At 62.8% G+C, this 21,543-nt stretch carries 22 protein-coding genes and 1 rRNA gene; 16 read left to right on the plus strand and 7 right to left on the minus strand.

The window, feature by feature from the left end; translation table 11 throughout:
* Window positions 1–75 precede the first annotated feature (75 nt).
* The 14 genes from FYB76_RS24635 to FYB76_RS24700 all read left to right on the plus strand — a co-directional run bounded on the left by FYB76_RS24635 (window position 76) and on the right by FYB76_RS24700 (window position 13,131).
* Window positions 76–903, plus strand: a complete 828-nt coding sequence (locus tag FYB76_RS24635) for a ferritin-like domain-containing protein (RefSeq protein WP_154135376.1) — start codon at window positions 76–78, stop codon at window positions 901–903.
* Window positions 904–1,302: 399 nt separating this feature from the next.
* A complete protein-coding gene (gene urtA / locus FYB76_RS24640) occupies window positions 1,303–2,556 on the plus strand; it encodes an urea ABC transporter substrate-binding protein (RefSeq protein ID WP_013236630.1) in 1,254 nt (417 codons plus the stop codon).
* 171 nt (window positions 2,557–2,727) lie between these two features.
* Window positions 2,728–4,344, plus strand: a complete 1,617-nt coding sequence (urtB, locus tag FYB76_RS24645; RefSeq protein ID WP_154135377.1) for an urea ABC transporter permease subunit UrtB — start codon at window positions 2,728–2,730, stop codon at window positions 4,342–4,344.
* Entirely contained in the window at window positions 4,341–5,471 is a 1,131-nt protein-coding gene (gene urtC / locus FYB76_RS24650; protein ID WP_034339869.1) for an urea ABC transporter permease subunit UrtC, read from the plus strand. Before urtB ends, urtC begins: the two co-directional genes overlap by 4 nt.
* Window positions 5,468–6,349, plus strand: coding sequence for an urea ABC transporter ATP-binding protein UrtD (urtD, locus tag FYB76_RS24655; RefSeq protein WP_145607800.1), 882 nt, complete (start codon window positions 5,468–5,470; stop codon window positions 6,347–6,349). The genes urtC and urtD overlap by 4 nt, the downstream gene beginning before the upstream one ends.
* Before the next feature lie 18 nt (window positions 6,350–6,367).
* Window positions 6,368–7,066 (plus strand): urea ABC transporter ATP-binding subunit UrtE, encoded by a 699-nt coding sequence (urtE, locus tag FYB76_RS24660; RefSeq protein ID WP_008333719.1) that lies wholly within the window; start codon window positions 6,368–6,370, stop codon window positions 7,064–7,066.
* Window positions 7,067–7,178: 112 nt separating this feature from the next.
* Window positions 7,179–8,078 (plus strand): urease accessory protein UreD, encoded by a 900-nt coding sequence (locus tag FYB76_RS24665; RefSeq protein WP_370516411.1) that lies wholly within the window; start codon window positions 7,179–7,181, stop codon window positions 8,076–8,078.
* Window positions 8,079–8,168: 90 nt separating this feature from the next.
* Window positions 8,169–8,471 carry an urease subunit gamma gene (locus FYB76_RS24670; protein WP_088755411.1) on the plus strand — a complete coding sequence of 101 codons (303 nt, stop codon included), beginning with the start codon at window positions 8,169–8,171 and terminating at the stop codon, window positions 8,469–8,471.
* Window positions 8,472–8,481: 10 nt separating this feature from the next.
* A complete protein-coding gene (locus FYB76_RS24675) occupies window positions 8,482–8,826 on the plus strand; it encodes an urease subunit beta (protein ID WP_034339857.1) in 345 nt (114 codons plus the stop codon).
* The gene (gene ureC / locus FYB76_RS24680; protein ID WP_154135378.1) at window positions 8,823–10,523 is read left to right on the plus strand and encodes an urease subunit alpha; all 1,701 of its coding nucleotides are present in this window, start codon (window positions 8,823–8,825) and stop codon (window positions 10,521–10,523) included. The genes FYB76_RS24675 and ureC overlap by 4 nt, the downstream gene beginning before the upstream one ends.
* An 18-nt stretch (window positions 10,524–10,541) precedes the next feature.
* On the plus strand, window positions 10,542–11,075 hold the full coding sequence (gene ureE, locus FYB76_RS24685; RefSeq protein ID WP_088755409.1) for an urease accessory protein UreE: 534 nt from the start codon (window positions 10,542–10,544) through the stop codon (window positions 11,073–11,075).
* A gap of 4 nt (window positions 11,076–11,079) precedes the next feature.
* Window positions 11,080–11,760, plus strand: coding sequence for an urease accessory protein UreF (locus tag FYB76_RS24690; RefSeq protein WP_088755408.1), 681 nt, complete (start codon window positions 11,080–11,082; stop codon window positions 11,758–11,760).
* A gap of 68 nt (window positions 11,761–11,828) precedes the next feature.
* Entirely contained in the window at window positions 11,829–12,461 is a 633-nt protein-coding gene (ureG, locus tag FYB76_RS24695; RefSeq protein ID WP_154135379.1) for an urease accessory protein UreG, read from the plus strand.
* Between the two features lie 58 nt (window positions 12,462–12,519).
* Window positions 12,520–13,131, plus strand: a complete 612-nt coding sequence (locus FYB76_RS24700) for a HupE/UreJ family protein (RefSeq protein WP_154135380.1) — start codon at window positions 12,520–12,522, stop codon at window positions 13,129–13,131.
* Here FYB76_RS24700 and glpD read toward each other — a convergent pair.
* The 5 genes from glpD to phnD all read right to left on the minus strand — a co-directional run bounded on the left by glpD (window position 13,113) and on the right by phnD (window position 18,278).
* Window positions 13,113–14,717, minus strand: a complete 1,605-nt coding sequence (glpD, locus tag FYB76_RS24705) for a glycerol-3-phosphate dehydrogenase (protein ID WP_154135381.1) — start codon at window positions 14,715–14,717, stop codon at window positions 13,113–13,115. The genes FYB76_RS24700 and glpD overlap by 19 nt on opposite strands.
* Before the next feature lie 12 nt (window positions 14,718–14,729).
* Complete coding sequence (gene phnE, locus FYB76_RS24710; protein ID WP_154135382.1) at window positions 14,730–15,563, minus strand: phosphonate ABC transporter, permease protein PhnE; 834 nt, start codon at window positions 15,561–15,563, stop codon at window positions 14,730–14,732.
* A complete protein-coding gene (gene phnE / locus FYB76_RS24715; RefSeq protein ID WP_088755404.1) occupies window positions 15,556–16,359 on the minus strand; it encodes a phosphonate ABC transporter, permease protein PhnE in 804 nt (267 codons plus the stop codon). The genes phnE (FYB76_RS24710) and phnE (FYB76_RS24715) overlap by 8 nt, the downstream gene beginning before the upstream one ends.
* Window positions 16,356–17,126 carry a phosphonate ABC transporter ATP-binding protein gene (gene phnC / locus FYB76_RS24720; protein WP_013236645.1) on the minus strand — a complete coding sequence of 257 codons (771 nt, stop codon included), beginning with the start codon at window positions 17,124–17,126 and terminating at the stop codon, window positions 16,356–16,358. The genes phnE (FYB76_RS24715) and phnC overlap by 4 nt, the downstream gene beginning before the upstream one ends.
* Window positions 17,127–17,288: 162 nt before the next feature.
* Window positions 17,289–18,278, minus strand: a complete 990-nt coding sequence (phnD, locus tag FYB76_RS24725) for a phosphate/phosphite/phosphonate ABC transporter substrate-binding protein (RefSeq protein WP_088755403.1) — start codon at window positions 18,276–18,278, stop codon at window positions 17,289–17,291.
* Between the two features lie 258 nt (window positions 18,279–18,536).
* Here phnD and FYB76_RS24730 point away from each other — a divergent pair, with 258 nt between their 5' ends.
* Both FYB76_RS24730 and FYB76_RS24735 read left to right on the plus strand, forming a co-directional pair.
* Window positions 18,537–19,223: a response regulator transcription factor gene (locus FYB76_RS24730; RefSeq protein WP_088755402.1), complete on the plus strand. Its 687-nt coding sequence runs from the start codon at window positions 18,537–18,539 to the stop codon at window positions 19,221–19,223.
* A gap of 4 nt (window positions 19,224–19,227) precedes the next feature.
* Complete coding sequence (locus tag FYB76_RS24735; RefSeq protein ID WP_370516412.1) at window positions 19,228–20,631, plus strand: sensor histidine kinase; 1,404 nt, start codon at window positions 19,228–19,230, stop codon at window positions 20,629–20,631.
* Window positions 20,632–20,763: 132 nt separating this feature from the next.
* On the opposite strand, the gene FYB76_RS27020 is transcribed toward FYB76_RS24735, so the two are convergent.
* Window positions 20,764–20,898: a hypothetical protein gene (locus FYB76_RS27020; protein WP_255475345.1), complete on the minus strand. Its 135-nt coding sequence runs from the start codon at window positions 20,896–20,898 to the stop codon at window positions 20,764–20,766.
* A gap of 524 nt (window positions 20,899–21,422) precedes the next feature.
* Window positions 21,423–21,535: ribosomal RNA gene (gene rrf, locus FYB76_RS24740) — 5S ribosomal RNA — on the minus strand.
* Between the last annotated feature and the right edge of the window lie 8 nt (window positions 21,536–21,543).

Genomic DNA, 21,543 nt, shown 5'->3' on the forward strand with positions numbered 1-21,543 from the left:
GCGGCCCTGAACCAATGCCTTCGCACTGCATCATATCGCTATGCCAACCGTCACTTGAGAAGAGAGGTATAGCAGATGAACCCGAGTCGCCAAGAAAAAAAACACTGGACCATCGATGACATCGACCTGGACCGTATCGACCGAGAGCGGGTACGGCAGGATGAAGACCTGTTCTACCTGGTGGCCTGCGCCTCCTTCGTCGAAAGCGGTTCGGATCTCTATACCCACAACCTGGTGGAGTTCTACAAGGGCGACGCCGAAGTCGAGACCTGGCTGCGCGAGCAGTGGGAGCAGGAAGAGCTGCAGCATGGCGCGGCCCTGCGCGCCTATGTCGAGCATGTCTGGCCGGAGTTCGACTGGCAGCGCGCCTACCAGGGCTTCCTCGATGAATACTCGCAGTACTGCAAGGTCGAGCTGCTCGAACCCACGCGCGCCCAGGAGCTGGCCGCACGCTGCGTGGTCGAGACCGGGACCTCCACCTACTACCGGGCGCTGGCGCGTGCCACCGACGAGCCGGTACTGAAGCACCTGGCCGGCCTCATCGCCAATGACGAGGTCAATCACTACAAGCACTTCTACCAGTACTTCCGCCGCTATCGCCGCCAGGAAAACATCGGCCGCTCGCGCGTCTTCGGCACCCTCAGCCGACGCACCCTGGAACTGAAGAGCGAAGATGCCGATTGCGCCATCCGCCACGTGGTGATGGTGCACAAACCGGAACTGGCAGCCGATCCCGCACGGGTCAAGGAACTGGCCTCGCGCATGAGCCGCACCGTGCGCGTGAACCTCAAACCCGAGACCACCATCAAGATGATCATGCGTCCGCTGGAGTTGCCGGTGGCCTTGCAGAATCTCATCGAATTCCCGCTGCGGCAGTTCATGCAGCATGTTTTGCTGCGCTAGGCGCCTGGCCAGACCCGCTCCGCCGGACCAGGCACCGTGATGGATCACGCTGCCTGGCCCGGGTTTACTCTCATTGTGAACAATCTGTCCCACGCCCCAAGAAGTCGGAAAACTCCGCGCAAAGCCGCATGGCATGGCGCTTTGGGCGATGCACCAAGATCGCGCAAGAGCAAGCGCCAGCCTGGTGAATATTGCTGCAACGACATGGGACTGTCGACAATGACGCTCAGCTTTGGTGCGCAATCATGGCGTACCTGACAACATTTCCTCCCCTTCCCGCCCCTCCCCGCCCCGCTTTGATGCAGGCCGCAGGCCCTCGGCCGGGCATTGGCACGCAATCTGCTAAAGCGACTGGGCAGTGAAAAAATTCTTCCAAAACTTTTCTCGAGGGAGCACCACATGTCACGTCGTACCGTACTGAAAGCCACCGCTCTGGGCGCATTCGCACTGGCCGCATCCTCCTGGCTGCCTTCGGCCTTCGCTGCCGACACCATCAAGGTCGGTATCCTGCACTCGCTGTCGGGCACCATGGCCATTTCCGAAACGTCCCTGAAGGACGTGGCCCTGATGACCATCGACGAAATCAACGCCGCCGGCGGCGTGATGGGCAAGAAGCTCGAACCGGTGGTGGTCGACCCCGCCTCGAACTGGCCGCTGTTCGCTGAAAAGGCCCGCCAGCTGATCTCCCAGGACAAGGTCTCGGTGGTCTTCGGCTGCTGGACCTCGGTGTCGCGCAAGTCGGTGCTGCCGGTCTTCAAGGAATTGAACAGCCTGCTGTTCTACCCGGTGCAGTACGAAGGTGAAGAACTGGAGAAGAACGTCTTCTACACCGGTGCTGCCCCCAACCAGCAAGCCATTCCCGCCGTGGAATACCTGATGTCCAAGGAAGGCGGCGGCGCCAAGCGCTTCGTGCTGCTGGGCACCGACTACGTCTACCCGCGCACCACCAACAAGATCCTGCGCGCCTTCCTGCACAGCAAGGGCGTGAAGGATTCCGACATCGACGAGGTCTACACCCCGTTCGGCCACTCCGACTACCAGACCATCGTGGCCAACATCAAGAAGTTCTCCGCCGGTGGCAAGACCGCGGTGATCTCGACCATCAATGGCGACTCCAACGTGCCCTTCTACAAGGAACTGGGCAACGCCGGCCTGAAGGCAACCGACGTGCCGGTGGTGGCATTCTCGGTGGGTGAAGAAGAACTGCGCGGTGTCGATACCAAGCCGCTGGTGGGCCACCTGGCCGCCTGGAACTACTTCGAATCGGTGAAGAATCCGGTCAACACCGCCTTCATCAAGAAGTGGAAGGAATACGCCAAGGCCAAGAACCTGCCCAACGCCGATACCGTCGTGACCAACGACCCGATGGAAGCCACCTACGTCGGCATCCACATGTGGGCACAGGCCGTGGAAAAGGCCAAGTCCACCGACACCGACAAGGTGATCGCCGCCATGGGTGGCCAGACCTACAAGGCACCGTCGGGCTACACGCTGGAAATGGACAAGACCAACCACCACCTGCACAAGCCCGTCATGATCGGTGAAATCAAGGCGGACGGCCAGTTCAACGTGGTCTACAAGACCAAGACCACCATCCGCGCACAACCCTGGAGCCCGTACATCCCGGGCAACGAAAGCAAGCAGAAGAACTAAGCTTGCGGTTGTTGTAGTTCTTGGCGTTCTTCGGAGCGCCTTCCCTACGCCGCAGCGTGGCGTAGGGAAGGCACCGTCCGCCGCAATGCATTTCCCTCCACAAGAAAACCGCCCGACGACTCGCCCCGGCCACCGCATCGACCGGCCCGCGCTTCGAGGCGCACACCGACCATGAAACCAGCCATCCAGTTCCTACGCGGGCTGCTCGCGACCTGGCTTTGCGTCCACGCCCTGGGGGCGTTCGCAGCCATCGATCCGGCCTTGCTCAAGCCCCTTGGCGGAGACGACCCCGACGCGCGCATCGACGCCGTCAACCAGATTGCCGCGCTGGCCAATGAAGACGCGCTCAAGATCCTCAATGCCCTGAACAGCGACGCGCTCTACGTCACCCCCGCCGGTGACGTGCTCATCGTCGACGACGCCGGCAAGGCATTCAATCCGGCCAATGACCAGACTGGCCCGGCGCCCGATGACGCCGAAGGCATCACCGTCAACAACCGCCTGCGCGGTGCTGTTGATGGCGCGCTCTCGGGCCTCAAACTGCTCTCGCCGCAGCGCGACCAGCGCCTGGCCGCCGCCGGTGAATTGCTCAAGAATGCCGACCCGGCGCAGATCCCGCTGATCGAAAAAGCGCTCGCCAAGGAAAGCGATCCGCAGATCAAGGACGTGCTGCAGCAGGTGCAAGCCACCGCCAACCTGCATTCGACCGACCCGGCGGCACGCCGCGCCGCCGTCAAGAAGCTGGCCGAGACCACCAATGCCTCGTTGAAGCCGGTGCTGGAAAACATGCTGGCCAAGAATCCCGATGGCTCCTACGTCGAAGCCGATGAGGGCGTGCGCGTGGAAGCGGTGCGCACCCTCTCCGCACTGGACCGCCACCTGGCCATCGTCGACTTCGCCGGCAAGCTGTTCTATGGGGTCTCGCTGGGCAGCGTGCTGCTGCTGGCCGCACTGGGCCTGGCCATCACCTTCGGCCTCATGGGCATCATCAACATGGCCCACGGTGAGCTGCTGATGATCGGCGCCTACACCACCTACGTATGCCAGCTGGTGTTCCGCAAGTTCTTCCCCGGTGCCATCGATGCGTATCTGGTGGTGGCACTGCCGGCCGCCTTCATCGTGGCCGCCGCCGTCGGCATTGCGCTGGAGCGTCTGGTGATCCGCTGGCTCTATGGCCGTCCGCTGGAAACCCTGCTCTGCACCTGGGGGATCAGCCTGATGCTGATGCAAGGTGTGCGCTCCATCTTCGGTGCGCAGAACGTGGAAGTGGCCAACCCGAGCTGGATGTCTGGCGGCGTGACCGTGCTCGGTTCGCTGGTGCTGTCCTACAACCGCATCGTGATCGTGTTCTTTGCGCTCTTCGTGGTGTTCGCGGTGTGGCTGATCTTGAACAAGACCCGCCTGGGCCTGTTCGTGCGCGCCGTCACGCAGAATCGCCGCATGGCCGACTGCGTGGGCGTGTCCACCGGCAAGATCGACATGATGACCTTCGGTCTCGGTTGCGGCATCGCCGGCCTCGGCGGCGTGGCGCTCTCGCAGCTGGGCAACGTCGGTCCCGACCTGGGACAGGGTTACATCGTGGACTCGTTCATGGTGGTGGTGCTGGGCGGCGTGGGCCAGTTGGCCGGTACCGTCATCGCAGCCTTCGGCCTGGGCGAAGTCAACAAATTCCTGGAGCCGATGGCCGGTGCCGTGCTGGCCAAGATCGCCATCCTGGTCTTCATCATCGTATTCATCCAGAAGCGTCCGCAAGGCCTCTTCGCACTCAAGGGAAGGAGCGTGGAATGAGCACCATGATCATGCGCCCCTCGCTGTTCAATCGCCCGTCCTGGACCGGCATCGTCATCTGCACCATCGTGCTGGCGCTGCTGCCGGTCTGCAACCTGCTGTTCCCCGCAGATAGCGCGCTGCACGTGTCCTCCTACACCGTCGCTTTGGTCGGCAAGTTCATGTGCTACGCCATGGCGGCGCTGGCACTGGACCTGGTGTGGGGCTATACGGGCATCCTTTCTCTGGGTCATGGCGTTTTCTTCGCACTGGGCGGATACGCCCACGGCATGTACCTGATGCGCGCCATCGGCCGTGACGGCGTGTACCAGAGCGACCTGCCGGACTTCATGGTGTTCCTGAACTGGAAGGCCTATCCCTGGTACTGGTGGATGACCGACCACTTCTGGTTCTCCATGCTGCTGGTGGTGCTGGTGCCGGGTCTCCTGGCCTTCGTGTTCGGCTACTTCGCGTTCCGTTCGCGCATCAAGGGCGTGTATTTCTCCATCATCACGCAAGCGATGACCTTCGCCTTCATGCTGCTGTTCTTCCGCAACGATACCGGCTTCGGCGGCAACAACGGCTTTACCGACTTCAAGCGCATCCTCGGCTTCACCATCACCGCACCGGCCACCAAGGCAGTGCTGTACCTGGTGACGCTGGCGCTGCTGTTCGGTGCCCTGGTGCTGTGCCGCATGATCGTCACCTCCAAGCTGGGCCGCGTGCTGCAGGGCGTGCGCGATTCCGAGTCACGCCTCATGTTCATCGGCTACAACCCGCTGTGGTTCAAGCTGTTCGTGTGGACGCTCTCGGCCGTGATCTGCGGTATCGCCGGTGCGCTGTACGTGCCGCAGGTGGGCATCATCAATCCCTCCGAAATGTCGCCGGCCAATTCCATCGAGATGGTGATCTGGGCCGCCGTCGGTGGACGGGGCACGCTGATCGGCCCCATCATCGGCGCCTTCACGGTCAATGGCTTGAAGAGCTGGTTCACGGCCGCCTTCCCGGACCTGTGGCTGTATGCGCTGGGGCTGATCTTCATCCTGGTCACGCTGTTCCTGCCGCAGGGCATCCTGGGCCTGGTGCAGAAATTCAAGAAACGCGATGCCGCGCCCGCCGAGGGCAGCGCATCCAAGGAGGCAGCATGAGCGCAGTCGAACCCGGCAAAAGCATGGGAAAAAACGCGGTAGGCATCGGCGGCCTGGGCGGCAACGTCGATACTCCGCGCGCCGACCATGGCGCATCCTACGAACGCATCAAACCCGAGGGCGTCGATACCACCCACGGCGCCATCCTCTACCTGGAAAACATCACGGTATCCTTCGATGGCTTCAAGGCCATCAACAACCTGAACCTGGATATTTCGGTCGGTGAACTGCGCTGCATCATCGGTCCCAACGGTGCGGGCAAGACCACGATGATGGACGTCATCACCGGCAAGACCCGGCCCACCGCCGGCACCGCCTTCTTCGGCCAGACCATCGACCTGACCAAGATGACCGAATACGAGATCGCGCATGCGGGCATCGGCCGCAAGTTCCAGCGTCCGACGGTGTTCGAGCAGCACACCGTGTTCGAGAACCTGGAACTGGCGATGAAGATGGACAAGCGCGTCAAGACCACGCTCTTTGCGCGCCTGTCCTCGGAGCAGATCGGCAAGATCGAGGAGATCCTCAAGCTGATCCGCCTGAACGGCCAGGAACACCGCGTGGCCGGCCTGCTCTCGCACGGGCAGAAGCAGTGGCTGGAGATCGGCATGCTGTTGATGCAGGAACCGCAATTGCTGTTGCTCGATGAACCGGTGGCCGGCATGTCCGACGCCGAGACTGCACGCACCGCCGAGCTCTTGAACGAGCTGCGGGGCAAGCATTCCATCATGGTGGTGGAACACGACATGGGCTTCGTCGAGGAGATCGCCCAAGGTGGCAAGGTGACCGTGCTGCACGAAGGATCGGTCCTGGCCGAAGGCAACATGCGCCAGGTGCAATCCAACGAACGCGTCATCGAAGTCTACCTGGGACGATAAGAGCGGAGACCATCATCCATGCTGCAAGTCAATGAACTGAACCAGTACTACGGCGCGGCGCATACCCTGCGCGGCGTCTCGCTCGATGTGCAGAAGGGCAAAGTCTTGTCCCTGCTGGGCCGCAATGGCGTGGGCAAGACCACGCTCCTGAAATGCCTGATGGGCGTGCTGCCGGTGGCCAAGGGCAACGTCAGCTTCGAAGGCCAGGACATCACCCGTCTCAAGCCGCACCAGCGCGCCAAGCTGGGCATCGCCTACGTGCCGCAGGGACGCGAGATCTTCGCGCGCCTGACGGTGGAGGAAAACATGCTCATGGGCATGGCTACGCTGTCGGGCCGCCGTGCCTCCACCATCAAGGGCGAGGTCTATGAACTCTTCCCGGTCTTGAAGGAAATGCTGCATCGTCGCGGCGGCGATCTTTCCGGCGGCCAACAGCAGCAGCTGGCCATTGCCCGGGCGCTGCTGGCCGAGCCCAAGCTGATCATCCTGGATGAACCGACGGAGGGCATCCAGCCTTCCATCATCAAGGACATCGGCCGCGTCATCAGCCTGCTGCGCCAGCGCGGCGACATCGGCATCCTGCTGTGCGAGCAGTATTTCGACTTCGCCCGTGAACTGGCCGATACCTTCGTGGTGATGTCGCGCGGCGAAGTGGTCGCGGCCGGTACCCAGGACCAGATGGATGGCGAGGACGTAAAGAAGCATCTGGCGGTCTGAGGCCGTCGCAAAGGAAGGCTGCGCGTTTGCAGCGGGTCTGCTATAAAGTCGCATGTTCGCGGCCAGGCTGTCCGCTTGCACACGCCGCCTTCCACGCAATGAAGAACCAGGTATGAAACGACTCCCCGGCCATCCGGAACCCGCCAGCATGCCGGCCCCCGCGACACCAGGCGCGCCCCTGCGGCATGCGCCGGACCAGGCACGCCTGGCGCTGGGCTTTGCCGACGACAAAGGCACCACGCGCCTGATGCGCCGCCAGCACTTCGGCCCCCTGCGCGTACAGAAACCGCTCTATCCCGAAGACCCGTCCATCTGCCACGCCATCATCGTCCACCCGCCGGGCGGCATCGTCGGTGGCGACCAGCTCTCCATCACCGCCGAAGCGGGCGAACGCGCCCATGTTCTGCTGACCACGCCCGGTGCGGGCAAGTGGTATCGCGCCAATGGCCAATCCTCGCGCCAGGCCGTCAGGCTCGACGCGGCAGCAGGAGCCACGCTGGAATGGCTGCCACAGGAAACCATCTTCTTCGATGGGGCCGACGTGCGCATGGAACATGAAGTGACCCTGGCCGCCGACGCGGCTTACCTGGGTGCGGAAATCCTCTGCTTTGGCCGCACCGCTTCGGGCGAAACCTTCAACACCGGTGCCGTCAGCCAGCGCACCAGCATCCGCCGTGGCGGCAAGCTGGTGTGGTTCGAACAGGGCCGCCTGCAGGCCGAGGCGGGTGCCATGCAAGGCCCGCTGGCGCTGGATGGGCAGACCATCTGCGGCACCTTGATCGCCGTGGGCGATGGCATGGATACGGCGCTCCTGGGCCGGCTGCGCGAGAGCATCGCTGCCCTGCAGCTGGAAGGACGCAGCGGTGCCACGCTGATGAAGCAGGTACTGATCGCACGCTACATGGGGCAATCCAGCCTGGTGGCGCGGCAGTGGCTGCATGCGGCCTGGCATGTGCTGCGCCCGGCCGTCACCGGCAAGGACGCGGCCATTCCGCGCATCTGGAATACTTGAACACGACGTAAAACGCTGCATCAGGAAAACTGAATCAAGCCTCTCCGTACGTTATAGAACCTGAAGGCCGCCAAACGGCCAGGAGCCAACATGGAACTGACACCAAGAGAAAAAGACAAGCTGCTCATCTTCACCGCCGCGCTGCTGGCCGAGCGCCGCAAGGCACGTGGCCTCAAGCTCAACTATCCGGAAGCGGTGGCGCTGATCACCGCCGCCATCATGGAGGGCGCGCGCGATGGCAAGACCGTGGCCGAGCTGATGTCCGAGGGCACCACCATCCTGACCCGCGAGGACGTCATGGAAGGCGTGCCCGAGATGATCCCCGACATCCAGGTCGAAGCCACCTTCCCCGATGGCAGCAAGCTGGTCACCGTCCACCATCCGATTCCTTGAGGAGCGCGTCATGATTCCAGGCGAAATGCTGGTCGAACCCGGCGACATCGAACTCAACGTCGGCCGCCCCACCGTGACGGTGACGGTGGCCAACAGCGGCGACCGTCCTATCCAGGTCGGCTCCCACTTCCATTTCTACGAAACCAATCCGGCACTGCGCTTCGAGCGTGAAGCGGCCTATGGCATGCGCTTGAACATCGCGGCCGGTACGGCGGTGCGCTTCGAGCCCGGTCAGGAACGCACGGTGGAACTGGTGGCGCTGGCGGGGGACCGCCGCGTCTACGGCTTCAATGCGCTGGTGATGGGCAAGCTGAAGGCCCAGCATGGCAACGACAAGAAGGGGCAAACCAAATGAGCAAGATCTCCCGTTCGGCCTATGCCGAGATGTTCGGCCCCACCGTCGGCGACCGCGTGCGCCTGGCCGACACCGAACTGTTCCTGGAAGTGGAGAAGGATTACACGGTCTATGGCGAGGAAGTCAAGTTCGGCGGCGGCAAGGTGATCCGCGACGGCATGGGCCAGTCGCAGCGCGCCCATGCCGAGGTGATGGATACCGTCATCACCAACGCGCTCATCGTCGATCACTGGGGCATCGTCAAGGCCGACATCGGCATCAAGTCCGGCAAGATCGCCGGCATCGGCAAGGCCGGCAACCCCGACATCCAGCCCGGTGTGACCATGGCCATCGGCGGGGCGACCGAAATCATCGCCGGTGAAGGCATGATCGTCACCGCCGGCGGCATCGACAGCCACATCCACTTCATCTGTCCGCAGCAGATCGAGGAAGCCCTCATGAGTGGCGTCACCACCATGCTGGGCGGCGGCACCGGTCCTGCCGTCGGCACGGCCGCCACCACCTGCACGCCGGGCCCCTGGCACATCCATTCCATGCTGGCCGCAGCGGACGCCTTCCCGATGAACCTCGGTTTCCTCGGCAAGGGCAACGTCAGCCTGCCGCTGCCGCTGGAAGAACAGATCCGCGCCGGTGCCATCGGCTTGAAACTGCACGAGGACTGGGGCTCGACCCCGGCGGCCATCGACAACTGCCTGACGGTGGCCGACCGCATGGACATCCAGGTGGCCATCCACACCGACACGCTCAATGAGGGCGGTTTCCTGGAGCACACGCTGGCGGCCTTCAAGGACCGCACCATCCACACCTTCCACACCGAAGGCGCGGGCGGCGGCCACGCACCGGACATCATCGCGGCGGTGGGCGAGGGCAACGTGCTGCCGTCCTCGACCAATCCGACGCGTCCCTTCACGGTCAATACGCTGGACGAACACCTGGACATGCTGATGGTCTGCCATCACCTGGACCCGGCCATCGCCGAAGACATCGCCTTTGCCGAATCGCGCATCCGCCGCGAGACCATTGCCGCCGAAGACATCCTGCATGACCTCGGGGCGATCTCGATGATGTCTTCCGACTCGCAGGCCATGGGCCGCGTGGGTGAAGTGATCATGCGCACCTGGCAGACCGCGCACAAGATGAAGGTGCAGCGCGGTTCGCTCAAGGAAGACACGTCGCGCAACGACAACTTCCGCATCAAGCGCTACATCGCCAAGTACACCATCAACCCGGCCATCACCCACGGCATCTCGCACGTGGTCGGCTCGCTGGAAGTGGGCAAGATCGCCGACATCGTGCTGTGGAAGCCGGCTTTCTTCGGGGCCAAACCCTCGATGATCCTGAAGAGCGGCATGATCGCGGCCGCCCAGATGGGTGACCCCAATGCCTCCATCCCGACCCCGCAGCCGGTGCATTACCGGATGATGTTCGGTGCCTATGGCGGTGGACTGAAGACCTCGATGACCTTCGTCTCGCAGGCGGCCTTCGATGCCGGCATCGGTGAACAGCTGAAACTGAACAAGCCGGTGGTGGCCGTGAAGAACATGCGCAACCTGCGCAAGCGCGACATGATCCACAACGGTGCCACGCCGAAGATGGAAGTCGATTCCGAAACCTATGAAGTGCGCGCCGATGGCGAGCTGCTGGTGTGCGAACCGGCGGTCTCGCTGCCGCTGGCACAACGTTATTTCCTGTTCTGATTTTCTTTAGATTTTTTCATGCTCACTCTCAATACCAAGATAGCCCAGGCCGAGCAGATCGACGGCGAACTGGAACTGCCCTATGACCAGCGCGAGAAGAGCCGCCTGCGCGCCACCCTGCGTTCGGGCGAGGACGTGGCGGTGTTCACCGTGCGCGGTACGGTGCTGCGCGATGGCGACCTGCTGCGCGGCGATGATGGCCGCGTGGTCAAGATCATCGCCAAGGCCGAAGCGACCTATCGCGTCGATGCGGCCGATGCGCACCTGCTGCTGCGTTGCGCCTTCCACCTCGGCAATCGTCACACCCAGGCGCATGTGGGCCACGAGGGGGGTGCGGGTTTCCTGCGTATCCGCAAGGATCCGGTGTTGAAGGAAATGCTGGAAGGGCTGGGGGCGCGCGTGACTGAAGAACTGGCGGCTTTCGAGCCGGAAGCGGGCGCCTATGGGGGCGGCCATCACCATCATGGCGATGACCATCACCACAATCCGCTGGCACCGATTCCGCTGCGCCAGAAAATCCATCGTCCCGGCGACAAGAAGGAAGAGGGCTGACCCCATGCAAGCTGCCGCCTTGCTGCATCTGCTGCAACTGAGCAGCCCGTCCTTGCCGATCGGCGCGTACAGCTATTCGCAAGGACTGGAGGCGGCCATCGAGGGTGGACGCGTGAGCAGTGAAGCCACGGCCCGCGCCTGGATCGGCCATGCGCTGCATGAGGTGGTGGCGCGTTTCGAGGCCCCCATCTTTGCGCGGCTGGTGGCGGCCTTCGAGGCCCGTGATGCAGAAAAGGTCACGTTGTGGACCGAACGCTTCATCGCGGCCCGCGATACGTCCGAGTTTCGTGCCGAAACCATTCAGATGGGCTATTCGCTGGGCAAACTGGCGACCGACCTGAAGCTGGGCGATGAGGGCTTGCTGGCCCTCCTGCAGGCGCAGCCGGAACTGCCGCTGCCCACCTCGCTGGCCTTTGCCACCGTGGCCCTGCAGGTGCCGCGCGAGGCGGCGGTGCTGGGCATGCTGTTTGCCTGGGCCGAGAACCAGGTGCTGGCCTGCGTGAAGACCGTGCCACTGGGCCAAGTGGCGGGGCAGCGCATCCTGCTGTCGCTGCAGCCGGAACTGGAAAAGGCCGCGGCCACCGCGCTGACGCTGGAGGATGACGAGCTGTGCAACTGGGCACCGGGGCTGTCGCTGCTGTCGATGCAGCATGAGGTGCAGTACAGCCGCATCTATCGTTCTTAATTATTGAATTGTCGAAATCGTTTATATCGTTTTCGTTCCAACACGACCAAGAGATCAAGAGACCAACCATGAGCAACTCCACTTCCAATCCGCTGCGCGTGGGCATCGGCGGCCCGGTCGGTTCCGGCAAGACGGCGCTGTGCGAAATGCTGTGCAAGCGCATGCGCGACCATTACGACATGGCCGTCATCACCAATGACATCTACACCAAGGAAGACATGGAAATCCTGCTGCGCGCCGATGCGTTGCCGGCAGAACGCCTGATGGGTGTGGAAACCGGCGGCTGCCCGCACACCGCCATCCGCGAGGACGCCTCCATCAACCTGGAAGCCATCGCCCGCATGAGCGCCGATTTCCCGGACCTGGACCTGATCCTGGTGGAGTCCGGCGGCGACAACCTGGCCGCTACCTTCAGCCCGGAACTGTCGGACCTGACCATCTACGTGATCGACGTGGCCGGCGGCGAAAAGATCCCGCGCAAGGGCGGCCCCGGCATCACCCGCTCGGACCTGCTCATCATCAACAAGACCGACCTGGCTCCCTATGTGGGCGCAAATCTGGATATCATGGCGGCCGATGCCAAGCGCATGCGCGGTGACCGCCCCTTCGTGTTCACCAACCTGCGCAGTGGCGACGGGGTGGAGAAGGTCATCGAATACATCCGCAAGCAGGGCTTGCTGGACGAGAAGCCGAAGAACTGAACCTGAACCCTGTCATTTCACCGATCAAGAATCTGCCGTATCAGCCCAAGGAGAAAACATGTTGACCCTCTCGACCAAGACCCGCGCCCGCCTGGGCGTTCTGGCCGTCACCGCACTGGCGGCCGGCACTGCCCTGGCGCATCCCGGCCATCCGGGTTCCACCATGGAGGCCTCGGCCAGCATGGCGGCCGGCTTCGCCCACCCGTTCTCGGGCATCGACCACCTGCTGGCCATGCTGGCCGTGGGCCTGTGGGCGGCACAGAACAAGCAGCGCGCCCTGTGGGTGCTGCCGCTGGCCTTCCCGCTGATGATGGTGGCAGGTGCGCTGCTGGCCTTCGCCGGCCTGCAGATGCCGGCCGTGGAAACCGGTATCGCCGCCTCGGTGGCCGTGCTGGGCCTGCTGATCGCCTTCGCCGTGCGCCTGCCGCTGTGGGGCAGCACGCTGGTGGTGTCGGTCTTCGCGATGTTCCATGGCTACGCGCACGGCGCTGAACTGCCGCACGGCAGCTCGGCCGCCCTGTACGGTGCCGGCTTCATCGCCGCCACCGCACTGCTGCATGCCGCCGGCCTGGGCATCGGCCTGGTCGCGGGCAAGCAGACGGCTGACCGCGTGGTGCGCATCGGCGGCGTCGGTATCGCCGCCGTGGGTGCTTACCTGCTGGCTGCCTGAAGCAACTCGCCCGCTTCGGCGGGTTGTTCCTGACCTGGAGACTGGCCGCCGCGCGCGGCCAGCCAGGCGTCCAGCACGGCCTCGCTGCCCTTGGGGAAATGCAGGCCGAGCTTGGAGCGCCGCCACAGGATGTCGGCCGCATTGGTGGCCCATTCGTGGCGCAACAAGTAGTCCACCTCGGCGGCATAGAGCCCGCCCAGGATTTCTTCTCCCATCTCTTCCAAGTTCTTTCTTCCTTCCAGCAGCGCGTGCGTGCGGCTGCCATAGGCGCGTGCATAGCGTTGCAACAATGCGGCGGGCAGCCACGGATACTGCTGCTGCAAGCCCTGCACGTAGTGATCGAACTGGCGCACCGAGCGGTTCGACGGCTGCGCACCATACAGGTCGCCACCCGGCAGGCAGCCGTGTTCTGTCCAGGCACCGCGCTGGTTGCCCAGCACCGGCGCGATCATGTCCACCGCTTCCTCGGCCAGCTTGCGGAAGGTGGTGATCTTGCCGCCGAAGATGGAGAGCAGCGGGGCGCCTTGCGTGTTCAGGTCGAGCTGGTAGTCGCGCGTGACGGCCGAGGCATCGGCGGCGGCATCTTCCAGCAGCGGGCGTACGCCTGAATAGGACCACACCACGTCGGCCGGCGTAATGGGCTTCTCGAAATAGCGATTGGCGAGCTGGCAGAGGTAAGCCGTCTCATCCTCGGAGATGGCCACGTCTTCCACCCGGCCCTGGTACTCGATATCGGTGGTACCGATGAGCGTGAAGTCCTGCTCGTAGGGAATGGCGAAGACGATGCGGCCATCCGGGTTCTGGAAGATGTAGGCGTGATCGTGTTCGAACAGGCGCGGCACCACGATGTGGCTACCCTTGACCAGGCGCACCGACTTGCTCGAATGCACGTGGGCTGCACCGCCCAGGAACTGCGCCACCCACGGGCCGGCGGCGTTGACCACGCAGCGTGCACGCACTTGCATGGCATGGCCGTCCTCACGGCGCAGCACCGCTTGCCAGCCGTTGTCCTGGCGGGTCAGGGATTCACAGCGGGTGCGGGTCATGATGTGCGCGCCTTTTTCGGCGGCATCCATGGCGTTCAACACCACCAGCCGGGCATCGTCGACCCAGCCATCGGAATAGACGAAGCCACGCGTGAACTGCGCTTTCAATGGCGCACCCGAGGCGTGACGGCGCAGGTCCAGCGCACGCGAACCGGGCAACAGTTCACGCCGCGCCAGGTGATCGTAGAGGAACATGCCCAAACGGATCAGCCAGGCCGGACGCTGCCCCTGGTCATGCGGCATCACGAAGCGCAGCGGCCACATGATGTGCGGGGCGCTGCGCAAGAGTACCTCGCGTTCGATCAATGCCTTGCGCACCAGCCCGAACTCATAATGTTCCAGGTAGCGCAGGCCACCGTGAATGAGCTTGCTGGAGGACGACGAAGTATGCTGCGCCAGGTCGTGCTGCTCGCACAGCGCCACCGACAAGCCGCGCCCGGCCGCATCGCGCGCGATGCCGGCGCCGTTGATGCCGCCGCCGACTACCAGCACATCGTACTGCGGGGGATAGGTGATGCCTTCCATGCCACGTGCTTTCATGCTGGCTCCCGGTCAGAGAATGCGCTTGCGGATTTGCGTGACCACCACTTCGGTCACGATCACGATGGCGAAGATCGAGACCAGGACCGTCGCCACGCGCGGCCACTGGAACAGGTTCAAGGCGGTATCGAGCACCATGCCCACGCCGCCGGCACCGACGATGCCCAGCACGGCCGATTCACGCACGTTGATGTCCCAGCGCAGCAGCACGATGGACATGAAGGCGGGCTTCAGTTGCGGCCAGTAGCCATACCAGATCTCGGAGAACTTGCTCGCGCCCGACGCCTGCAGGGCTTCGATGGGGCCGCGCGGCATCTGTTCGATGGTCTCGCCGGCCATCTTGCCGACGAAGCCGATGGAGCGGAAGGCGATGGCCAGGGTGCCTGCCAGCGGGCCGGGTCCGAAGATGGCCAGGAACAGCAGTGCCCACACCAGCGAATTGACCGAGCGGCTGGCCACCAGCACGATGCGGGCGAACAGGTTCAGGCCGCGATGGCGGGTCAGGTTGGGCGCCACCAGCAGGCCGAAGGGGATGGCCAGCACGATGGAGAGCAGGGTACCGAGGGTGGCGATGTGCAGGGTCTCGACCAGGCCGGCCTTCACGTCGCTGCTGAAGTAGGCCCAGTCGATGGGCCACATGCGGGCGAGCATGTCGCTCATCTGCTCGGGCGCATCGTAGAGGAACTCGGGGATGATCTCGATGTAGCGCAGCGATTGCACCACGGCCAGGGCGATGACCAGCCACACGGTGAAGCGCAGGATGCGCTGCATGGGCGTATGGCGCTGCCATTCGCGCTCGGCCGGGTTGAGCGCGGCAGCGGGGCGGGGGAGGACGGTATCAGACATTGAAGACCTTCTTGACCGAATTGGCCAGCAATTCGCCGACGACGATGATGGTGATGATGGTGACCAGGATGGTGAGCACGAAGTCGTAGTCGAAGCGCTGGAAGGCGGAGAACAGCACGCCGCCCACGCCGCCCGCACCGACGATGCCGACCATGGTCGAGTTGCGCAGGTTGGAATCGAGCTGGTAGGTCGAGAAACCGACGAAGCGCGACATCACCTGCGGCAGCACACCGAAGAGAATGACGTTCATGAAAGAGGCACCGGTGGCGCGGATGGCCTCGACCTGCTTGATGGAGATCTCTTCAATGGCTTCGGCAAAGAGCTTGCCGATGAAACCGATGGACGCCACGATCAGCGCCAGCACACCGGCCAGTGCGCCAAAGCCCACGGCCTTGACGAACAGGATGGCCACGATCACCGGATGCAGCGAGCGGCACACCGACACCAGCGCGCGTGCAGGCCAGGAGATCCACGAGGGCATCAGGTTGCGTGCGCCCATGAGGCCGATGGGCAGCGAGAAGAGGATGCCGAACAGCGACGCCAGCACGGCGATCTGCAGGGTCTCCTTGATGCCGCCCCAGAGGATGTCGCCCTTGGAGAGGTCGGGCGGGAACATGCGGCCCAGGAACTTGGCGCCGTTTCCGAGACCGGACGAGAAGCGCTCCCAGGAGAAACCCAGTTGCGTGGCGGCATAGATCGCATACAGGGCGATGAGCCAGATCACCACGCGGGTGGCCAGCTGCGGCTTGAAGGCCAGGCTCACGCGGGGCGTGGAGGAAGTCGTGGAAGTCGTCATGCCAGCCAATCCTCGCCGCCGTAGATCTGTTTGAGGAAGTCATCCGACAGGTTCTCGGCATTGCCGTCGTAGACCACGTGGCCGCCGGACATGCCGATGATGCGGTCGGCATAGCGCTTGGCCAGCTCCACGTCGTGGATGTTGACGATGACCGGGATCTTCTGGGCGCGGCCCTGTTCCTTGAGCAGCGAGATGATCTCGAAGGAGGTCTTGGGGTCGAGCGAAGAAGTCGGTTCATCGGCCAGCAGCAGGCGCGGGCGCTGCATCAGGGCGCGGGCGATGCCCACGCGCTGGCGCTGGCCGCCCGACAGCGCATCGGCACGCTGGTTGGCGAAGTTGCCCAGGCCCACGGTGTCCAGCAGCTCGAAGGCGTGCGCGATGTCTTCCTTGGCGAAGTTGCGGCGCCAGGCGGTGAAGGCATTGACGTAACCCAGTCTTCCGCACAACAGGTTCTCCATGACGGAAAGGCGTTCCACCAGGTTGTATTCCTGGAACACCATGCCGATGTGGCGGCGCTGTTCGCGCAGGGCGCGGCCACGCAGTTCGGCCAGGTTCACGCGCTTGCCTTCGCCCTCGAACCAGATCGCGCCACGGCTGGGATCGACCAGGCGGTTGATGCAGCGGATCAGGGTGGACTTGCCGGTGCCGGACGGGCCGATGATGGCGATCAGCCCGGCGTCGCCAATCTTCAGGTCGATGCCTTTGAGGATGGGATGACCGGGCTTGTATTCCTTGACCAGGCCCTGGATTTCGATGGCGTGTGACATGGGAGGCGCTTTCTCTGGTGATGTTTCTGGTGTTGCGCGGCAGCTCGCGGGATGCGAAGGGCCGCAACCCCTGCCGTAGAGCAGGGGCCGTGTTGCTGGTGCGTGATTGGATCCTGGTGCGGCATCCGGACCGGGACGGCCGCGGATGCCTGCTGGCGATGTTTACTTCTTGCCGGCGTTCTGCTTGTCGTAGGCGGCGCGGTTGAAGGATTCACCGGCGGACTGGGCGACGAAGCGCACCATCTCGAAGTCCTTCTTGTAGTTGATCGGGTAGAAGCGATCGGAACCGGCGAAGGCCTTCTTGAGCTCATCGGTGAAACGATAGTCGTAGAAGCACTTGAGCATCTTGTCGCGGAAGTTCGGCTCCAGGTCATGCGCATAGGCGAAGTCCTGGGTCGGGAATTTCTCGCTGTGCCAGATGACGCGGAAGTTCTCGGCCTTGATGACGCCACGTTCCACCATGCGGTCAAACACGTCGGAGGCGACGGCGGCAGCATCGTAGTCGCCCGAGTTCACGCCCAGGATGGACTGGTCATGCTTGCCGGAGAAGATGACCTTGTAGTCCTTGTCCGGGGTCACGCCCAGCTTGGGGAACAAGGCCATCGGGGCCATGTGGCCGGAGTTCGACGAAGGCGCGGTGTGGGCGACCTTCTTGCCCTTGAGGTCGGTCATCTTCTGGATCGGGCTATCCTTGCGCACGATCACGTTGAGGGTATAACCCTGATAACCCTTCGCATCACCAATGACGGCAAACGGCACGGCACCGGCGATGTTGACGGCGAAGTTGGTCGGTCCCGGCGAGAAGCCGCCGACGTGCAGGCGGCCCGAGCGCATGGCTTCGATCTCAGCGGCGTTGGATTGCACCTGGAAGAAGACCACCTTCTTGGCGGTACATTGCGACAGGTAGTCGGTGAAGGGCTTGAAGATCTTGTCGTAGACGGCCGGATCTTCCACCGGGGTGAAGGTGAAGACCAGGGTATTGGGGTTCTTCAGCTTCTTGGGATCGGTGGGGGTGTCGGCGGTCAGGTCGTGATTGGCGTCGCAGTATTGCTGGTCGAGGTCGCCGCGATTGCTGCAGGTGTCCTGGGCGAAGGCGATGGCCGGAGCGGCCAGGGCGAGTGCCAACAGGGTCTTGATCAGACGTGGGGTCATGCTGTCTCCTGGAGATGGTTTTGGTCTTGGTGCCGGTCGCGACGGCGGTGTTGTTCGTAGCGTGGCCGGCGATGTGCGGGAGTGTAGGCGAGCGCAGCGCCTTTTGCCATGGGGCGATGCCGCTGATGAGGGGGTTTCCTGTCAGCTGCCTTTCCAGTGGCTTTCAATCTGCTTTCAAAGCGTGGGGAGCCGGGGCTCGCGCCCCGCGTGGATTGGCGGTATAAAGGCGGCTGCACAACGATAACGACACGGGAGATCATGCATATCCTGCTGGTAGAGGATGACATCGACATGTCGCGCGCCCTGGTGCGCGCGCTGGAGCGGCGCGGCTTCCAGGTGACGCATTGCGGCGATGGCATCAGTGCGCTCTCGCACATCAAGGATGGGATCGGCGACCTGGTCGTGCTCGATCTCAATATTCCCGGGCTGGACGGGCTGCACCTGTTGCAGCGCATACGCTCGCAGGACATCGGTACGCCGGTGATCGTGCTGACGGCACGCGGTGCGGTCGGGGATCGGGTCGTGGGGTTGAATGCCGGGGCGGATGACTACCTGGCCAAGCCCTTCGACCTGGATGAGCTCGATGCGCGCATCCGTGCGCTGCTGCGGCGGCGGACCAATGCCGATGATGGCGGTCAGCGCTGCGGGCGCTTGCGCTTTGATCGTGCCTCGGGTGCTTTCTATTGCGATGATGAGCCGCTGGAATTGACGCCGCGCGAGCATACGCTGCTCAAGGCATTGATCGCCAAGCCGGGACATGCGGTGACCAAGGAGAAATTGTTCCGGCTGGTTTTCCCGATGGAAGAGAATACGCAACTTGAAGCCATCGAAGTGGTGGTGCACCGGGTGCGCAAGAAACTCATGGAGACCGGTGCGGAAATCATGACCCTGCGCGGACTGGGGTATCTGCTGCGGGATCGGCAGCAGCAGGGTGGCGAGGGCTGAGGACGTGGCACATCTGTTTTCGCGGCGCCGCTCGGTGCGCGCCTATTTGCTGGCGTGGATCATTTCACCGATTGCGCTGTTCATCGTCATCGATTCCTTCTCTCTTTATCGCAATACGCTGGAATCGGTCAATACCGCTTACGACCGCATGCTGATTGCGTCGGTGCATTCGATCGGCGATCTGCTGCGCATCGAGAATGGCGAGCTCAAGGCATCGCTGCCTTATGCTGCGCTGGAAATCTACGAGGCCGATTACTCGAGCCGAATGATCTATCGCATCAACGGCCTGGACGGCAAGTTCTTCGAGGGCGATCAGGATCTCCCTTCCTACAAGGGGAAGGCGGACAAGGAAGCCATCTACCCGGCCTTGGCGCATATCTACGAAGATACCTACAACGGCGTGCCGGTCCGGGTGGCTGCGCTGTTCCAGCCGGTGGTGACCAATGATCCGCGCGGCGCGGCACTGGTGCAGGTGGCCGAGACGATGGAGAACCGCAGTGCGCTGGCACGCAAGATTTTCTGGGAGACGCTGATCCGGCAGGCGGCCTTGCTGGTGGTGATCGTGTCGGTGACCTTGTATGTGGTGCGGCGTGCGCTGCAACCGGTGGATGCCTTGCGGCGGCAACTTGATGAGCGGCCGGCCGATGATCTCTCGCCGGTGGCACCGCCGATGGCACCACGTGAATTGCAGCCGTTCATCGATGCATTGAATCAGCTGATGGCGCGCTTGCGCCGGCTGCTGGATCATCAGCAACGCTTCGTGGCCAATGCCTCGCATCAGTTGCGCACGCCATTGGCCGTGCTGAAAACCCAGTTGCAGTCGGGCTTGCGCGGCGATGCACCGGCACCGGTGATCTGGCAGGAGATGTCAGGCACCGTCGAGCGGGCCACAACGCTGGCCAATCAATTGCTGTCGCTGGCCAAGGTGGAGCAGATACGTGGACGGGGTGCGCAGGAGGTGTGTGACCTGGGGATGCTGGCGCGCGAGACGGCGGTGGACTTGTCACCGCTGATTGCGGAGAAGGACCTGGACTTCGAGCTGGAGGGAGAGAAGATTCTGGTGATGGGTCATCCGTGGATGATCGGGGAGCTCATTTCCAACCTGCTGCATAACGCGATCCGGCATACGCCTGTGCAAGGACGGCTGGGCATTCGCATCAGTGCACGGGAGGATGTCGCCGAGCTGCTGATCTGGGATAGCGGAGAGGGGATCGATGACCAGGCGATGGAGAATGTGTTCAAGGCATTTTCTTCCAATGTCTCATCTGCGGGGGGCTTGGGCCTGACCATCTGTGGAGAGATCGTTGATTCGATGCAGGCGACCATCAGCTTGCGCAATCGGATCAGCAAGGAGGGGGCGGTTGAAGGCTTGAATGCGCTGGTGCATTTCAGATCTGTTGCCGGGTGAGCGTTGAATCGCAAGAATGTCGGGGGTGTGGAAAACTTAGGTTTTTGTTTGGCCTGTTCTTCATTCCGCGCAGAATGGAATAGGCTCATGGAATGGCTGTTTATAAGTTTTTGCTCCCTGTTTTCAGTTAGTTCAGGCTGTGGACAAAGTAGCTTGAACCGCATCCCTGGCGGCATTGGGGATAAGTTGCTTAGTTTTCCACCGTGATCTTGTCATCATCCATTGATTAGAAAAGCCGGCTTTGCCGGCTTTTCTTTTGGTGTTCATGTTTTTGCTGGATGATCCCACGAACTTAGAAAATGATCCGCCACTTTGTTCTACGAAATGATGAGGTTGACCTGAGAAAGGCAGGACTCACTCCTCAGGATTGCTGTGGACAAATCATCCACGGCCAGTCACGTCCAGTTCTGCAGGAGTTGGACCTGTGGAAAACATAAGTCGGCTTTTCTTGTTGATGGACTGTGGAAAAGACAAAGCACGCCCGGTGTTGGGCGGTTCGGAGGCGATATGAAGAAGGGGGGTGGATCGCCCGATACCCGGACGATGCGCTGAGAGCGCTTGTGGAAAAGATGAAGCAGTACGCCGTTTTGTGAGTGCGGGGGACAGAACCGGAGTCACGCCAAGCCATCTTCACGAATATCCTGGCGCGAATCATGGCATCCAGGCCGCGATGACAGCACGCGAACCTCCGGTCACAACGGAATTTACTGCGCCCGCAGCCTGATTAAAAACCGAACGCGCAAAGCAAAAACCCTCGCTACTTTCGTAACGAGGGTTCTTGGGGATAACAAGCCTGACGATGACCTACTTTCACACTGGTTGCAGCACTATCATCGGCGCGAAGTCGTTTCACGGTCCTGTTCGGGATGGGAAGGGGTGGTACCAACTTGCTATAGTCATCAGGCATAACTT

The sequence above is a fragment of the Herbaspirillum sp. CAH-3 genome (assembly GCF_009668275.1).
In the GTDB taxonomy this organism is placed as follows: domain Bacteria; phylum Pseudomonadota; class Gammaproteobacteria; order Burkholderiales; family Burkholderiaceae_D; genus Herbaspirillum; species Herbaspirillum aquaticum.

What these genes read in the sequence shown, in the direction of transcription:
- phnE (WP_088755404.1), bottom strand. Translation starts at nt 16,359, where the DNA reads ATGACGACTTCCACGACTTCCTCCACGCCCCGCGTGAGCCTGGCCTTC.
- FYB76_RS24730 (WP_088755402.1), top strand. Translation starts at nt 18,537, where the DNA reads ATGCATATCCTGCTGGTAGAGGATGACATCGACATGTCGCGCGCCCTG.
- FYB76_RS24635 (WP_154135376.1), top strand. Translation starts at nt 76, where the DNA reads ATGAACCCGAGTCGCCAAGAAAAAAAACACTGGACCATCGATGACATC.
- urtB (WP_154135377.1), top strand. Translation starts at nt 2,728, where the DNA reads ATGAAACCAGCCATCCAGTTCCTACGCGGGCTGCTCGCGACCTGGCTT.
- FYB76_RS24675 (WP_034339857.1), top strand. Translation starts at nt 8,482, where the DNA reads ATGATTCCAGGCGAAATGCTGGTCGAACCCGGCGACATCGAACTCAAC.
- FYB76_RS24700 (WP_154135380.1), top strand. Translation starts at nt 12,520, where the DNA reads ATGTTGACCCTCTCGACCAAGACCCGCGCCCGCCTGGGCGTTCTGGCC.
- urtE (WP_008333719.1), top strand. Translation starts at nt 6,368, where the DNA reads ATGCTGCAAGTCAATGAACTGAACCAGTACTACGGCGCGGCGCATACC.
- ureE (WP_088755409.1), top strand. Translation starts at nt 10,542, where the DNA reads ATGCTCACTCTCAATACCAAGATAGCCCAGGCCGAGCAGATCGACGGC.
- FYB76_RS24690 (WP_088755408.1), top strand. Translation starts at nt 11,080, where the DNA reads ATGCAAGCTGCCGCCTTGCTGCATCTGCTGCAACTGAGCAGCCCGTCC.
- phnD (WP_088755403.1), bottom strand. Translation starts at nt 18,278, where the DNA reads ATGACCCCACGTCTGATCAAGACCCTGTTGGCACTCGCCCTGGCCGCT.
- urtD (WP_145607800.1), top strand. Translation starts at nt 5,468, where the DNA reads ATGAGCGCAGTCGAACCCGGCAAAAGCATGGGAAAAAACGCGGTAGGC.
- phnC (WP_013236645.1), bottom strand. Translation starts at nt 17,126, where the DNA reads ATGTCACACGCCATCGAAATCCAGGGCCTGGTCAAGGAATACAAGCCC.
- ureG (WP_154135379.1), top strand. Translation starts at nt 11,829, where the DNA reads ATGAGCAACTCCACTTCCAATCCGCTGCGCGTGGGCATCGGCGGCCCG.
- glpD (WP_154135381.1), bottom strand. Translation starts at nt 14,717, where the DNA reads ATGAAAGCACGTGGCATGGAAGGCATCACCTATCCCCCGCAGTACGAT.
- FYB76_RS27020 (WP_255475345.1), bottom strand. Translation starts at nt 20,898, where the DNA reads ATGAACACCAAAAGAAAAGCCGGCAAAGCCGGCTTTTCTAATCAATGG.
- phnE (WP_154135382.1), bottom strand. Translation starts at nt 15,563, where the DNA reads ATGTCTGATACCGTCCTCCCCCGCCCCGCTGCCGCGCTCAACCCGGCC.
- FYB76_RS24670 (WP_088755411.1), top strand. Translation starts at nt 8,169, where the DNA reads ATGGAACTGACACCAAGAGAAAAAGACAAGCTGCTCATCTTCACCGCC.
- urtC (WP_034339869.1), top strand. Translation starts at nt 4,341, where the DNA reads ATGAGCACCATGATCATGCGCCCCTCGCTGTTCAATCGCCCGTCCTGG.
- ureC (WP_154135378.1), top strand. Translation starts at nt 8,823, where the DNA reads ATGAGCAAGATCTCCCGTTCGGCCTATGCCGAGATGTTCGGCCCCACC.
- FYB76_RS24665 (WP_370516411.1), top strand. Translation starts at nt 7,179, where the DNA reads ATGAAACGACTCCCCGGCCATCCGGAACCCGCCAGCATGCCGGCCCCC.
- urtA (WP_013236630.1), top strand. Translation starts at nt 1,303, where the DNA reads ATGTCACGTCGTACCGTACTGAAAGCCACCGCTCTGGGCGCATTCGCA.